This window comes from Blautia wexlerae DSM 19850 (assembly GCF_025148125.1).
In the GTDB taxonomy this organism is placed as follows: domain Bacteria; phylum Bacillota; class Clostridia; order Lachnospirales; family Lachnospiraceae; genus Blautia_A; species Blautia_A wexlerae.
Genome location: NZ_CP102267.1, coordinates 1,023,386 through 1,036,260, shown reverse-complemented (window position 1 = coordinate 1,036,260; position 12,875 = coordinate 1,023,386). Strand labels below are relative to the sequence as shown.

General features: G+C 41.5%; 11 protein-coding genes and 6 tRNA genes. 5 read left to right on the top strand and 12 right to left on the bottom strand.

Annotated features, from left to right (window positions below; all coding sequences use genetic code 11):
* The first annotated feature begins 180 nt into the window (after positions 1-180).
* The gene (locus NQ550_RS04820) at positions 181-987 is read left to right on the top strand and encodes a sirohydrochlorin cobaltochelatase (protein WP_025581245.1); all 807 of its coding nucleotides are present in this window, start codon (positions 181-183) and stop codon (positions 985-987) included.
* A gap of 174 nt (positions 988-1,161) precedes the next feature.
* Here NQ550_RS04820 and NQ550_RS04815 read toward each other — a convergent pair whose 3' ends face one another.
* The 5 genes from NQ550_RS04815 to NQ550_RS04795 all read right to left on the bottom strand — a co-directional run bounded on the left by NQ550_RS04815 (position 1,162) and on the right by NQ550_RS04795 (position 5,091).
* Positions 1,162-1,671, bottom strand: coding sequence for a VanZ family protein (locus NQ550_RS04815; protein WP_025581246.1), 510 nt, complete (start codon positions 1,669-1,671; stop codon positions 1,162-1,164).
* Positions 1,668-2,150, bottom strand: coding sequence for a hypothetical protein (locus NQ550_RS04810; protein WP_025581247.1), 483 nt, complete (start codon positions 2,148-2,150; stop codon positions 1,668-1,670). The genes NQ550_RS04815 and NQ550_RS04810 overlap by 4 nt, the downstream gene beginning before the upstream one ends.
* 229 nt (positions 2,151-2,379) lie before the next feature.
* Positions 2,380-3,708 (bottom strand): IS200/IS605 family element transposase accessory protein TnpB, encoded by a 1,329-nt coding sequence (locus NQ550_RS04805; RefSeq protein ID WP_020993408.1) that lies wholly within the window; start codon positions 3,706-3,708, stop codon positions 2,380-2,382.
* Between the two features lie 187 nt (positions 3,709-3,895).
* Entirely contained in the window at positions 3,896-4,045 is a 150-nt protein-coding gene (locus tag NQ550_RS04800; protein WP_155513426.1) for a hypothetical protein, read from the bottom strand.
* A 122-nt stretch (positions 4,046-4,167) separates the two neighbouring features.
* A complete protein-coding gene (locus NQ550_RS04795) occupies positions 4,168-5,091 on the bottom strand; it encodes an alpha/beta fold hydrolase (RefSeq protein WP_025581290.1) in 924 nt (307 codons plus the stop codon).
* A 242-nt stretch (positions 5,092-5,333) separates the two neighbouring features.
* Between NQ550_RS04795 and NQ550_RS04790 the strand changes: the two genes are divergently transcribed.
* Positions 5,334-6,395, top strand: coding sequence for a DUF5067 domain-containing protein (locus NQ550_RS04790; protein ID WP_025581289.1), 1,062 nt, complete (start codon positions 5,334-5,336; stop codon positions 6,393-6,395).
* Between the two features lie 195 nt (positions 6,396-6,590).
* Positions 6,591-6,806, top strand: coding sequence for a DUF378 domain-containing protein (locus NQ550_RS04785; protein WP_025581288.1), 216 nt, complete (start codon positions 6,591-6,593; stop codon positions 6,804-6,806).
* Between the two features lie 143 nt (positions 6,807-6,949).
* On the opposite strand, the gene NQ550_RS04780 is transcribed toward NQ550_RS04785, so the two are convergent.
* From NQ550_RS04780 to epsC, 5 genes are all read right to left on the bottom strand, one after another.
* Positions 6,950-7,022: transfer RNA gene (locus tag NQ550_RS04780), tRNA-Gly, on the bottom strand.
* A 3-nt stretch (positions 7,023-7,025) separates the two neighbouring features.
* Positions 7,026-7,096 (bottom strand) — tRNA-Gly (locus NQ550_RS04775).
* Between the two features lie 17 nt (positions 7,097-7,113).
* Positions 7,114-7,186, bottom strand: a tRNA-Gly gene (locus tag NQ550_RS04770).
* 3 nt (positions 7,187-7,189) lie between these two features.
* Positions 7,190-7,260, bottom strand: a tRNA-Gly gene (locus NQ550_RS04765).
* A gap of 339 nt (positions 7,261-7,599) precedes the next feature.
* Entirely contained in the window at positions 7,600-8,526 is a 927-nt protein-coding gene (gene epsC / locus NQ550_RS04760; RefSeq protein ID WP_008705761.1) for a serine O-acetyltransferase EpsC, read from the bottom strand.
* Positions 8,527-8,728: 202 nt separating this feature from the next.
* Here epsC and NQ550_RS04755 point away from each other — a divergent pair.
* Together NQ550_RS04755 and NQ550_RS04750 are read left to right on the top strand one after the other, a co-directional pair.
* A tRNA-Ser gene (locus NQ550_RS04755) sits at positions 8,729-8,816 on the top strand.
* Positions 8,817-8,926: 110 nt separating this feature from the next.
* Positions 8,927-8,997, top strand: a tRNA-Trp gene (locus tag NQ550_RS04750).
* A gap of 190 nt (positions 8,998-9,187) precedes the next feature.
* On the opposite strand, the gene ppk1 is transcribed toward NQ550_RS04750, so the two are convergent.
* Positions 9,188-11,296 carry a polyphosphate kinase 1 gene (gene ppk1, locus NQ550_RS04745; RefSeq protein ID WP_025580452.1) on the bottom strand — a complete coding sequence of 703 codons (2,109 nt, stop codon included), beginning with the start codon at positions 11,294-11,296 and terminating at the stop codon, positions 9,188-9,190.
* Positions 11,297-11,651: 355 nt separating this feature from the next.
* A complete protein-coding gene (locus NQ550_RS04740) occupies positions 11,652-12,578 on the bottom strand; it encodes a cation diffusion facilitator family transporter (RefSeq protein WP_025580451.1) in 927 nt (308 codons plus the stop codon).
* Positions 12,579-12,875: the final 297 nt, after the last annotated feature.

The window sequence follows — 12,875 nt, the reverse complement described above, 5'->3', positions numbered from 1 at the left end:
CTTTTACTTGTGTTTCCCTATAACTCCCTGTATAATAAAAAACAATGTCTATTATCATGACATCTTTTTTATATGAGTGCGCAGTCAATTACCTTTTACCGCCACTACATCTGTTTTGCGGAAAACCTGTCAGTGGCAGTTGTGGTAAATGCCAATATACTTATTATAAGGAGATTTAAAATGGGGGTAACTGAAAAAACAGCAATTCTTGTTATCAGCTTCGGTACAAGTTATGAAGAAACACGAAAAAAAACAATTGAACAGATTGAATCTGACCTGCATCATGCATTTCCGGAATATCCGTTATACTGCGCATGGACAAGTCCCCGTATCCGCGCCAAACTCCGGAAGCGGGACGGGATCCACATTATGGATATTGATGAGGCAATGACCCAGCTGAAAGCGGACGGAATTCGAAATGTCGTTGTACAGCCAACCTATGTGATCACCGGATTTGAGAGTGATGCTATGAAAGAAAAAGTTCTTGCACATAAAAAGGATTTCGATTCTGTCATTATCTGTGATTCTCTGATGGTTACAAAACAGGACAAAGAAGAGGTCTGTCAGGCTATGGCACAGGAATATCACCCTGATTCTGATGAAATTCTCTTATTTATGGGACATGGAACAGAGCATGTTGCCAATGAACTTTATCCTGAGATGGACGAACTGTTTAAGCATTTCGGCTATTCCAATATGCATATGGGAACGGTTGAAGGGGATTTCTCCATTGAAAGCTTTCTGGATAAATTAAAAAATCTGCATCCGGCTCATGTTCATCTGGCACCTTTTATGATCGTCGCAGGTGATCATGCTACCAATGATATGTCCGGAGAGGACGATGATTCCTGGAAAAGTATTCTGGAAAAAGAGGGATATTCTGTCAAATGTACTCTGAAAGGTCTTGGCGAGATCCAGGCGGTCAGAGATATTTTTATCCGCCATACCAAAGCCGGACTGGACAGACTTTCAGAAATCCAGGCTTAAACGCAGCAGGAAATCAAGTGTACATTCAAGTCAAAAATTACTGTTCACAACAACACGCTTCGCAGGATATTACCAGTGAACCAATGTCAAAAGGAGCATACCACATTAAGTTCTTATTAATGTGGCAGCTCCTTTTTGTCTTTCCTTTTTTGAATATGTATTTTTCCTGATTATTTAATGACTTCTTTTTTTCTTCTTTTTATTAGGATTATTCAGTACAGACCAGCAGAATGCCTGAACAAGAAGTATTCCGATAAACGCCCCTATACTGTCGATTCCCACATCCTTTACCGCAGGTGTACGGGCATCCACAAAAGACTGATGATACTCATCCAGCCCTGCAAATCCCACACAGACAATTCCCGCAAGAAGCATCAGCCAGATTCCTCTCACACCATAGACATATAAAGGAAAAGAAATAGCGATAGCCAGCAGAAAATACTCTGTCATATGTGCCGCTTTTCTCACATAGTAGTGAATTCCATCTGCCTTATAGGCAATCTCTTCACTGCTCAGATTCTCTGACAAAAGCTCGCTCTTCGTTTCTATGATCTCATAACTTATTTTATAGCTCAGATTACCTGAAACTTCACCCGGCTGGGCTGAGAACGAAAAGATGATATACATCATCAGCAGTGCCGGTAAAAAAGACAACGGTTTCAGCAATGTGATCAATATTTTCATTCTTTCTCGTTTTCCCCGTCTTCCTCTTCGTCTTCCAGATTCTTAACCATATTAGCCCTTTCAGCAATGCTCATTGATCTGTTCTGCCCGGATGCATCCTCTTTCTTCAGTTCTCCGCCTGCGGCAGCTTCCATTGCCGCATTCTTCGCTGCTTTTGCTTTCTTGATCTTCTCTTCTGAGAGCATATTTTTAATGCCGAAAAACAGCAGACCAGCACCAATAGCTGCAAATGCAATTCCGGCAAGCATAAATCCCATACTGGTTCCTTCTTCGCCTGTTACATATCCCTTACAGAGACTGTAACTTGTATACAACAGATACACTCCCGCCAGACTCCAGAGTATAAATCTTCCATTGGAGACTTTCTGTTCTTCTGTATCCGGCTCTTCTTCCCCGCTCTTTGCAATTTTCTGCGTATCTTCCTGCTGAATCTCTGCCGGGCTTTGTTCCAGCAGTTCTTCGTTTTCGTTTTTCTCCATAAAAACCTCCTCATATTTATAACTGTTCAACACCTTAACAGATGAAACTATCTTATCATTTTTTCTGTGAACCTCACATGACTGAAGTCACGTGCTTCCAGACGCTTTAGGCGTCAGACTGAATATCGGCGGATACGCCTGTAACTTAGGTGCGCAGTTATGCGCATTTCCCATGCCAGATATGGCTGGTTCCCACATTACAGGTAGTCCGCTGTATATCTGCCTGTATCTATGCTGCTTTTAAGAATTCCATTTCTGAATGGAGTTTTCTCAGATCTGCATAGACGCATGAGGTTCTACGCTTTACAGGAGGGACTTTTGCCTCCAGCAAAGACCTTTCCGTTACCGGAAGGGGTTTTAAAAGTTCTCTTATAAAATATCTGGCTCCTATATTATAGGATGCTGACAGGTCACAATTATATCGTTTTCCTGTCTGGAAAGTACAGAGGCTGTAATCTTCCCAGTCACGTGTTACCGCCCCGGAACCATCATAAGCCAGTCTGCTGGTGTTCCATGCACAGATCCGGGATACCCGCATCCTTTTCCTGTGTGCCTGATGTTCACAGCGTCTTTGGATATCCCGCTTTCTCCACAGGTGCAGTTTCTGCTTTTTCTTTCCCGGTATCTTCCCCTGCATCTCCAGATACTCGAACACGATCACATCTGCATGGTTTTCTTCCGCATATCTTACGATCGCACCTGCAATCTTTTTACCCAGTTCTGTGTTCAGACGTTTCGTATACGTCCATCTTCCCTGTGTCTGCGCAGAACCATGTTCCCTCTGGAATCTGCGGATCCGTCCCAGTGCGCGGTACATCCGGTCTTTTTCACTGGGATGATCTATGAATTTTCTTCCCAGGACAGTTCCGTCTGCCCGCATGATGGTACAGACTGCATCGGTATTGATCCCCAGGTCCACGCTGCAGATGACCTGTTCTTTCACAGGTGTTTTGGTAAGTGTTACTTCTTCTGTATAGGTAAAACGCAGGAAATATTTATGGTGTCTTTTCTCCAGTGTCGGGGCAGATGCTTTTTTTCCTGACCAGTATTTTCTCAGATATTCCATATCCGTATGCTCCAGACGTACACAGAACCATTTCCAGTCATGGCCGTCATAGATTTTCAGGTATGCTTCGTCTTTCCTTTCCGCTCCCTCACGGTACATGACATCACGGTAGAAGACCGGCATGGCGTGGTTTTCATATACAAGCTTTGGTTTCCCACTCTTTCCGTCTGTCTTTTCCCATAGATCCAACCGTGTTTTATAAGAGGATACTGTCCCCAGTGCATGCTGGATGGCAGATCTGCGCAGATAGGAAGGCATCTTTGGGAACCGGATATCAAAATCAAAACAGGCATGGTTTTTCTTCGTAGTATGTACCAGATGTTCTGCAGCATTAAAACGCCTCTTTGCATCCGGGATTTCTGCTAATTTTTCCCATACCTGCACATAAATCCCAATCAGATAACTGACAGCAGAACGGTAGATCTCCAGTGTCTGGCGGACCGGAATATTCTGTTTTCGTAATTCCACACCATAACTGGATATTATCTGCATTTTTATTTCTCCCTGATAACTCTTTTCTCAGATTCTGTTGTTTTTTCTACTACCTATGGCTATATTTTAGCACATATAGTGCCAGAAGTAAACATCCGTTCTTTCTTTTGGTAAAAAATTTGCGCGTTTAACTCATCAAAGTAACGAGAATGCGACGCACAATTATTCAAACGTAAAGTCTTATACCTTAACAGCGAGAAAGACTGCCGAATTGCTCCGACAGTCTCTCATTTTTTACAAGTTCTCCCTGTTCTGCCGCCGGATTTTTCTCCGTACAGCCTGCACAGCCAATGCTGAAAACAAGTATCAGCAACAATATCATTTTGTTTTTTCCCAATATCCGGTTCTCCTCTCTTAAAATGGATTTTAATGGTTCTATAGCAATTCGCAGCCATCAAACAACAAATAGTTACAGATCGTTATAGTTTAACCGGATATCTCTCCATTTTATACATCCACTCAGAAACCTTTTTTTCTCATATAGACAGCAATATCATGATAAACCTGCTCCCTGCCGATCTCATTAAGAATTTCATGACGCATTCCCGGATACAGTTTCCCCTTTACATCTTTATAACCGGCCCGTCGCATAGCCCGCACTGTCTTTGCAAAATGGCGCACATTGATCAGACAGGGATCCTCAGCCCCACTTACAAACAGTACCGGCATATCTGGATTTGTACAGGAAAAATGCTCCACATCATAGGCACGCTTCATCAGTTCAAATAATGCCAGATACGCATCGTCCGTAAAAGTGAAACCACACAATTCGGATTCCTCATATTCTTTCGCCACATCAGGATCAGAACAGATCCAAGCTGTACACCTCTTATCCTTTCGGAATTTCATCGCCCCTGCACCAAAGGACATTGTTTCTATCAGTTTACTTCTGTGTCTCGGTCCAAAGACTGCTTTCTCTGTCTTTGCAATGGCAACTCCCAGAGGCATGGCAGTATTGTAGCTTGGAGAACCGCACACAATCAGCATATCTACGCAGCTGTCATGTTCTGCCACAAATGCCCTCACTGCCAGCGAACCCATACTGTGCCCCATCAGAATCAGCGGAAGTTCCGGATAGTATGCATGGATTTTCCTGTTCACTGTTCGGATATCCTGAAGCATCGCCTGTGCTCCTCCACCGTATGTAAAACCGAGATCATCCTGATGTTTTACACTTTTTCCATGTCCTCTGTGATCATGGATCACCACCACATATCCAAGCTTTGCCAGATACTGCATAAACGGGATATATCTATCTTTATGCTCACTCATTCCATGAACCAGCTGTACAATTGCACGATAGGGTTTCTTATCCGGTATCAGTGCCATGACCGAAATCTCAAGCCCGTCTGCTTCTGATTTAAAAGAACTCTCATACTTCATAGATCCACACCTTCTTTCTGTATTTTCTTATATATTTATATTATCCGCTCTGATTTCTATAATTTTGATTATAAGTAAGACAATTGCCATTGTCAACGCATTCTGATATAATCAATTATATCGTTACTGTTCACTCTGTTCTCAGTAACATTACATCTGCACGAATGTTGTTGCAGATATAAAATTGAAACTTTTTAACATAATACGTTTCAGAGCGGTTATGCTCTAAGGCAGGAGGAAATATGACAAAAGGTAATAAGAAAGGACATGCCGGGCTGATTATTTTCATTCTGATCCTGGTTCTCGTCATTGGCGGAGGTACAGGTTTCTATTTCTATCAGCGACAGCAGCCACGCAAGGCAGTTGAAAATTTTCTTGACAGTATGAAGAAAATGGACTTCAATGCAATGGAATCCATGATCCAGAGCAGCGATCTCACAGCACTGGACAATGCAGATATCCGCGATGCCGCATACACGGATTTCTTCTCAGAAATTAACAAAAAGATGACCTATAAGATCACCAGAAACAGATTCGACATCCAGAATGGTACAGCTTCTGTCACAGCACATATCACTTACATTGACGGAACCAATATTTATAAAGCGACTATCACTGAATTTCTCCGTCAGATCGTTTCCAACGCTTATGCCGGAAACCAGCTTACAGAAGAAGAGACACAGGCAAAACTTGCTTCCATTCTGAATGAACAGGCAAAAAAAGTGGAAAAGGATGTATTCTCCGAAACAGATATCACCTATCCGGTGATCAAAACAGATTCCGGATGGAAAATTGTTTCTCTGGATGATGAGACAGTAAAAATCATGTCAGCAAACTTCAAGAGTGTTGAAGAGGAAATAAACAACTCCCTCAACAATATGGATAACGAAGATTCCTCAGGTTCTTCTTCCAATGCACCGGAGGCATCTGCAGATGATACGCTTAATCTCACAACAGAAAAATTTACGATCAAATATACCAAACATACGATCACCAAAGACTTTGCCGGAAATCCATGTATTATGGTTTATTACGATTACACCAATAATTCTTCCTCTGCATCCAGTGCAATGGTTGATGTCAGCCTAAAAGCTTACCAGCATGGAGAATCCTGCGAGGCAGCGATTCCCGAGAATAATGACGATGCCATCGATCATTTTACAGCTGAGATTCAGCCCGGACAGACCGTTAATGTATGCCAGGCATTTACACTGACAGATGAGAGTGATGTAACGGTTCAGGCACAGGAGGCATTTTCCTTCGATGAAGACGCAAATGCCAGACAGATACTTAAAGTAAAATAATCCGATTGTCAGACAGATATTCTCAATTGAAGCAGAAAACTTATTTAATTCTGTTGAAATATGCACAGTGGTTCAAATTTAATTTGAACCTGCTGTGCATATTTTTTGTCTTTCATGGCACAATATGAAATGTAATAGCTTTATGATTCCTGTAAAAGCTGTATACAGCGACAGGTTATGAAAGGATGGTGACTTATGGGAAGCAAATGTTTAAGATATACGGCGCTGACTATCGCCATTATCGGAGCTGTTAACTGGGGACTGATTGGTTTTTTCAATCTGAACCTGGTCGCTCTCCTTTTCGGAAGCATGAGCTGGGTTTCCAGAATCGTATATGGTCTGGTTGGAATCTGCGGACTCTATCTTCTGACCTTTTACGGTGATTCCGACACTATCTCAGAACAATCCTGAGTACAAGCCGACATCTGAAATTATAATTCTATACTATAATCCTTCCTAACGGACTGCGGCATATTTATCAAATGGATATGCCGCAGTTCTTTTATAGTGGTTCTTAAAAGAAAAAAGGACTTCGGAAAATCCGAAGTCCTAAGAGCGATAGACGGGGCTCGAACCCGCGGTCTCGACCTTGGCAAGGTCGCGCGTTACCAACTACGCCACTATCGCACAAGCGGGTGATGGGAATCGAACCCACGTATCCAGCTTGGAAGGCTGGTGTTCTACCATTGAACTACACCCGCAGATATTCAGTTAAAAGAGCGATAGACGGGGCTCGAACCCGCGGTCTCGACCTTGGCAAGGTCGCGCGTTACCAACTACGCCACTATCGCATAAGCGGGTGATGGGAATCGAACCCACGTATCCAGCTTGGAAGGCTGGTGTTCTACCATTGAACTACACCCGCACAGCTTGTTGTCTGTGCATCTCTGTCGCATCAACGAAGATTAGTATATATGATGAAACTGTATTTGTCAACATTAAATTTAAATTTTTTTCTGTTTTTTTAACAACACATACAAATTATCATCTGGCAGACAATTTGGTCAGGCGGATAAAATCATCCGTTTCGCTACTCAGCTCTATACCGAATAACTGCTACGCAGTTTATCAGAAGGAGCTTTCACTCCTCCTGATATAAGCAAATTTCCACCTGCTACTTATTACTTTCCACGCTGAAAGCCTGGACTTACTGTATATGATGGAACCTGTCAGGAAAACAAAATTTTACAGTGTTAACCAGAGATCAGTTCTCCCAATCCCATACATTCGTAGCTTCCACTGAACTTCTTGGTTTCTTAATCACAAGTTCAGGACTCTTCGCACTGACCTTGGTGTTTGCCGGAATAGATGCTGTAATAAAGGTATTACCTCCGATGATTGTATTCTCTCCTATCACAGTCTCACCGCCCAACACAGAAGAGTTAGAATAAATCGTCACATTATCTCTGATCGTCGGATGTCTCTTCACATTGGCAAGCAGTTGTCCCTGACGGGTGGAAAGTGCGCCAAGAGTCACGCCCTGATACAGCTTCACATTCTTTCCAATCTCCGTAGTCTCACCGATTACAACACCGGTTCCATGGTCAATGAAGAAATATTCTCCAATCGTAGCACCCGGATTGATATCGATACCTGTATAACCATGTGCATATTCAGACATAATTCTTGGAATAAACGGCACATTTTCCAGATACAGAACATGTGCAAGTCTGTATACATAAATTGCATAAAATCCAGGATAAGAGAAAATGATCTCCTCTTTACTCTTGGCAGCCGGGTCACCGTCAAAACCTGCCTGCAGGTCAGTCAGCAGCATACGCTGAATTTCCGGAACATTTGCAAAAAATCGCTCTGTGATCTGCTCTGCATGTTCTTTGGCCTTCTGTTCTTCTTCACCCTGATATAAAAATGCAATCTCAATCTGCTCCTGCAAGCAGTCATACAGATCATTCAGGCGATATGCCACATAATGCTCCGGAAACACGCTGGCACTGGAATCCACACTGAAATATCCGGGAAAAATAATAGACCTCATATCTTTAATGAAGTTAATAATCTCTTTCTTATTTGGAAGACGTTCTCTGTCCTTTCCCAGAAAGAGTTCTTCTTTACGGTAAGTATCTGTCAGCTTCTCCACAGCCTCCAGAATTGTTTTCTTCTTATCTGTCATAATCGTCACCTATCTGCTTTCCTCGCAGCTGCTTATTATCCCCAGACAATAGCAATCCAGAGGGTACACAACCGCATTTTGTTATTATCTTATTACAGCAAAACCAATTCGTCAATAAAAAAAGAATTGACCTTTCCGTAGATTCCTTATATAATAAAAAACAGTTCCAGTTACACTTCAGAACTGTTTCTAATCTTAATATGGAGATGTACCCAAGAGGCTGAAGGGACCGCACTCGAAATGCGGCAGGCCGGGCAACCGGTGCGAGGGTTCAAATCCCTCCATCTCCGCTCTTTCTTTGTAAAATTCTTTATAATAAAAATGCACAATAAGCTTGACAATCGTTGCTTTTATATGTATAATTGCAACAGTAAAAGAAATTTTACAAGTTGGTTTTGATAGGGGATTGGTCAAATGGTATGATAGGGGTCTCCAAAACCTTTGGTGGGAGTTCGATTCTCTCATCCCCTGCTCTTAAAAACGCTCGAAAGCCTTGTATTTACTGGGTTTCGGGCGTTTTCGTTTTATCTCGGATGATCAAAAGTAATCATAGAAGTAATCAAAAAGATACTATATGAATCTATTATACTGATCCACATAGTATCTTTTTCAGGCAATCTACAATATTGTCAACAAATATTTCTTCTTAATCTTCTACTTTTCAATCTTCTCTTTTTTTCTGGGTCTTCTCCGCATTGCTGTATGCCATGGCATAAAAGATTTCCTGGGAATTGAGTTTGACATCATTCAGGCTTCTGTCTGCATAATTTCCTGTTTCTGTCAGTCTCTTTCCTTTTTCATCATCATTCATCATGGTCTCGAACATCCAGTCCAGACGTTCCTTTAATTTCTCATTAAGAACCGGAGCAGCCACCTCCACACGACGGACTGTATTTCTTGTCATAAAGTCAGCAGATGCAATATATATTTTTTCTCTTTCTTTTGTACCGAAGCGATAGATTCTGGAATGCTCCAGATAACGGCCTACAATACTTACAACCTTGATATTCTCTGTATATCCCTTAATCTCCGGAATCAGACAGCAGATACCTCTGACGACCATCTCTATCTTTACTCCTGCCTGAGATGCTTCCACCAGTTTATTGATGATCACCTTATCTGTCAGGGAATTGATCTTGATTCCAATATAGCCTTCCTTTCCCTGTTTCACCTGGTCGATTTCTTCCTGTATCATATCCAGAACTCTGTTCTGCAGACATTTCGGTGCAACCAGAAGAAGATTGGATTTCTCAACAACTTCCCCTTTCAGAAGAGCTGCAAACACTTCTGCTGCTTCTTTTCCGATTTCCTGATTTGCTGTGATCAGTGACAGATCTGTGTAAAGTGCAGATGTTTTTTCATTATAATTACCTGTACCAATCTGCGTAATATAGGACACACCCTTATCTGTTTTTCTGGAGATCAGGCACAGCTTGGAATGTACTTTATATCCATTCAGTCCATAGATTACTCTGCAGCCAGCTTCTTCCAGTTTTCTGGAATATTCAATATTGCTTTCCTCATCAAATCTGGCTCTCAGCTCTACAAGTACAACAACTTCTTTTCCGTTTTCTGCTGCTTCCACCAGAGCATCTACAATCTGGCTCTTGTCCGCCAGACGATATAATGTCATCTTGATGGATACAACAGAATCATCCTTTGCAGCCTCATTCAGAAGATTAATAAAAGATCTGATATTTTCAAATGGATAGGATAACAGTACATCTTTCTTCATGATCTGTGGAATCAGAGCACTCTTGTCATCTAGCTCCGGTGTCATTCTGGGAGTTCTTCTCTGATAGAAAAGTTTGTCCTGGGCAGTATTCCTCAGATATCCCTGAAGTCCGAATACAAAGGACATATCAAGCGGAACCCTGGTCAAAAATACGTGTTCTTTATCCACATGAAGCTCCTTACAGAGTGAACTTATCATCTTTTTATTTAATTCTCTGGATAACTCCATTCTTACAGGATTCATTCGTCTTCTCTGCTTGATCAGATTCTCCATTGCATCCCTGTAATCCAGATCCTCATCATAAATGGTTTCTGTATCAATATCTGCATTTCTGGTAATACGGAGCAGCGCTTTCTCCCTGATCTCATAACTCTTAAACATTTTCGGCAGAAAATGAAGAATCAGTTCCTCTGAAAGCATGAAAGTCCCTTTTCTTGTAGGAATATCGATCAAACGTCTGAATACAGTATTACTGCAAGGGATAATAGCTGTTTTTGTTTTTCCACCCTTGCTCATCAGTGATGCCACTGCATAAATATTTTTATTTTTCAGGAATGGAAATGGCTGCTGTTTGCTCACAATATTTGCAGACAGATACGGTGCGATCTCCTGATCAAAATATGTTTCCAGAAGCTTGCCTTCCTCTGCAGATAATCTGTTAAAATTGATCAGACGCACTCCGTAAGGCTCCAGTTCTCCCATCAGCTGTTCATAGATAGCTGCCTTTTTCTGATCCAGATCTCTGGTGGCCTGAATGATTGCAGTTACCTGTTCTTCACTGGTCATGTTTGTTTTATTCTCACGTATTACTTCAGATGCTTCCATCTGATCCATCAGAGTTCCGACTCTGACTCTGTAAAATTCATCCAGATTTGACTGATAAATAGCAGCAAATGTCAGTCTCTCCGCAAGCGGAACTCCTGGATTTCCCGCCTCATTTAAAACTCTCTCATTAAACTTCAGCCAGGACAGTTCTCTGTTCATCATATATACAGGTGCTGTAATTTCTTTGCTTTTTTTCTGTTGTTTTTTCATTCGGATAATTCCTCACTCTTTTTATTCGTGATATCAGTGGCAAAATTTATCAAACCTTTTGACTCTGACATCCCATAACGTTTAGAATTATAAACTTTGAATATCAATTCCATGGAATGTCCATGTTATATTTACGTAAAATTTCCAGTCAAACAAATAAATTTATCTGTTTCTCAATAAAAAAGTGATTTCTGCTATTCTATAGCAGTCCTTTCGCTACCTGTATTTTCTGTACGCTTCCCAGACTTACTGCCATACAAAGAACAGATAATACGAGTTTCGCTTATAGCATAGATGATTATCCAATAAAAAACAAGACTGCCCAGATTATACTTCGGACAGTCTCGCTTTTCATTTACTCATTCACCGGATTCACATGAACCATGCAGTGTTTTACGTCTTTAAAATTCTTCTCTATACTATGATGAACATTTTCCGCAATGTCATGTGCCTCATCCAGAGGAATCGTTCCATCTGCTGAGATTTCAATATCCACATACATCTTGGAACCGAAAAGTCGTGTCTGGAGAAGGTCGATTCCCTTCACGCCTTTCACACCCATGATCACTTCTCTCATGCTCTCTTCTGTTGCCTCATCGCAGGAATGGTCAACCATCTTATCAATAGCATCTCTGAAAATATCTACAGATGCTTTCACGATCAGTACACAGATTGCCACACTGGCAATTGGATCCAGGATCGGGAAGCCAAGTCTTGCACCCAGGATACCAATAAATGCACCAACAGAAGACATTGCATCTGAACGGTGGTGCCATGCATCTGCCATCAGTGCGCCAGAGTTTATTTTCTTCGCAGCACTTCTGGTATACCAGAACATCCACTCCTTCACTACAATAGAAACAACTGCCGCAATCAGTGCCAATGTTCCGGGAATTGCAATGCTTGCTCCTGAAGTACTCTTAATAATGTTCTCAATTCCATTCATACCAATTCCGATACCGGTTGCCAGAAGTAACCCGGACAAAATAATGGAAGATACACATTCCATCCGCTCATGTCCATACTGATGCTCCTTATCGGATTTTTTGCTGGATAAATTCACACCGACTATTACTACGAAAGTACTTCCCACATCAGATGCTGAATGAATCGCATCTGAGATCATGGCACCTGAATGTGCCAGAATTCCGGCAAGTAATTTAAATAAGGAAAGTAACAGGTTTACTGCAATACTCACACCTGATACCTTCATTGCCACCTTATGTTCCCATGCAGGCTCTTCCTTCTTAGCTGTCGTGTTACTGTTTGTCTTGTCTGACATTGCTGTCATGTTTAATTTTTTTGTCTGTTCCATAACCAGGACCTCCTAAATTTTCTTTTCAAATATATAAGCTTTTGTACTTTCCTATATTTGAGTTTACAGGTTCTTCTTATGTCACATACATTGCGCCACAGTCAGAAAACATATTTCCTTTCTGTGACTTATCAAAGTGCGGTCTTACAGGGGTCTTTTTGTATTTCGGAACTGCACCTGTCTCAGAAAATCCTCCTAAAAAAATCCCTCTAAAAGAAAATCTTTCCAAAACATACTTTTCAGAAAACAAAAAGACACACCTGC

Coding starts and splice junctions, on each gene's coding strand:
- NQ550_RS04820 (WP_025581245.1), top strand. CDS start 181: ATGGGGGTAACTGAAAAAACAGCAATTCTTGTTATCAGCTTCGGTACA.
- NQ550_RS04815 (WP_025581246.1), bottom strand. CDS start 1,671: ATGAAAATATTGATCACATTGCTGAAACCGTTGTCTTTTTTACCGGCA.
- NQ550_RS04810 (WP_025581247.1), bottom strand. CDS start 2,150: ATGGAGAAAAACGAAAACGAAGAACTGCTGGAACAAAGCCCGGCAGAG.
- NQ550_RS04805 (WP_020993408.1), bottom strand. CDS start 3,708: ATGCAGATAATATCCAGTTATGGTGTGGAATTACGAAAACAGAATATT.
- NQ550_RS04795 (WP_025581290.1), bottom strand. CDS start 5,091: ATGAAGTATGAGAGTTCTTTTAAATCAGAAGCAGACGGGCTTGAGATT.
- NQ550_RS04790 (WP_025581289.1), top strand. CDS start 5,334: ATGACAAAAGGTAATAAGAAAGGACATGCCGGGCTGATTATTTTCATT.
- NQ550_RS04785 (WP_025581288.1), top strand. CDS start 6,591: ATGGGAAGCAAATGTTTAAGATATACGGCGCTGACTATCGCCATTATC.
- epsC (WP_008705761.1), bottom strand. CDS start 8,526: ATGACAGATAAGAAGAAAACAATTCTGGAGGCTGTGGAGAAGCTGACA.
- ppk1 (WP_025580452.1), bottom strand. CDS start 11,296: ATGAAAAAACAACAGAAAAAAAGCAAAGAAATTACAGCACCTGTATAT.
- NQ550_RS04740 (WP_025580451.1), bottom strand. CDS start 12,578: ATGTCAGACAAGACAAACAGTAACACGACAGCTAAGAAGGAAGAGCCT.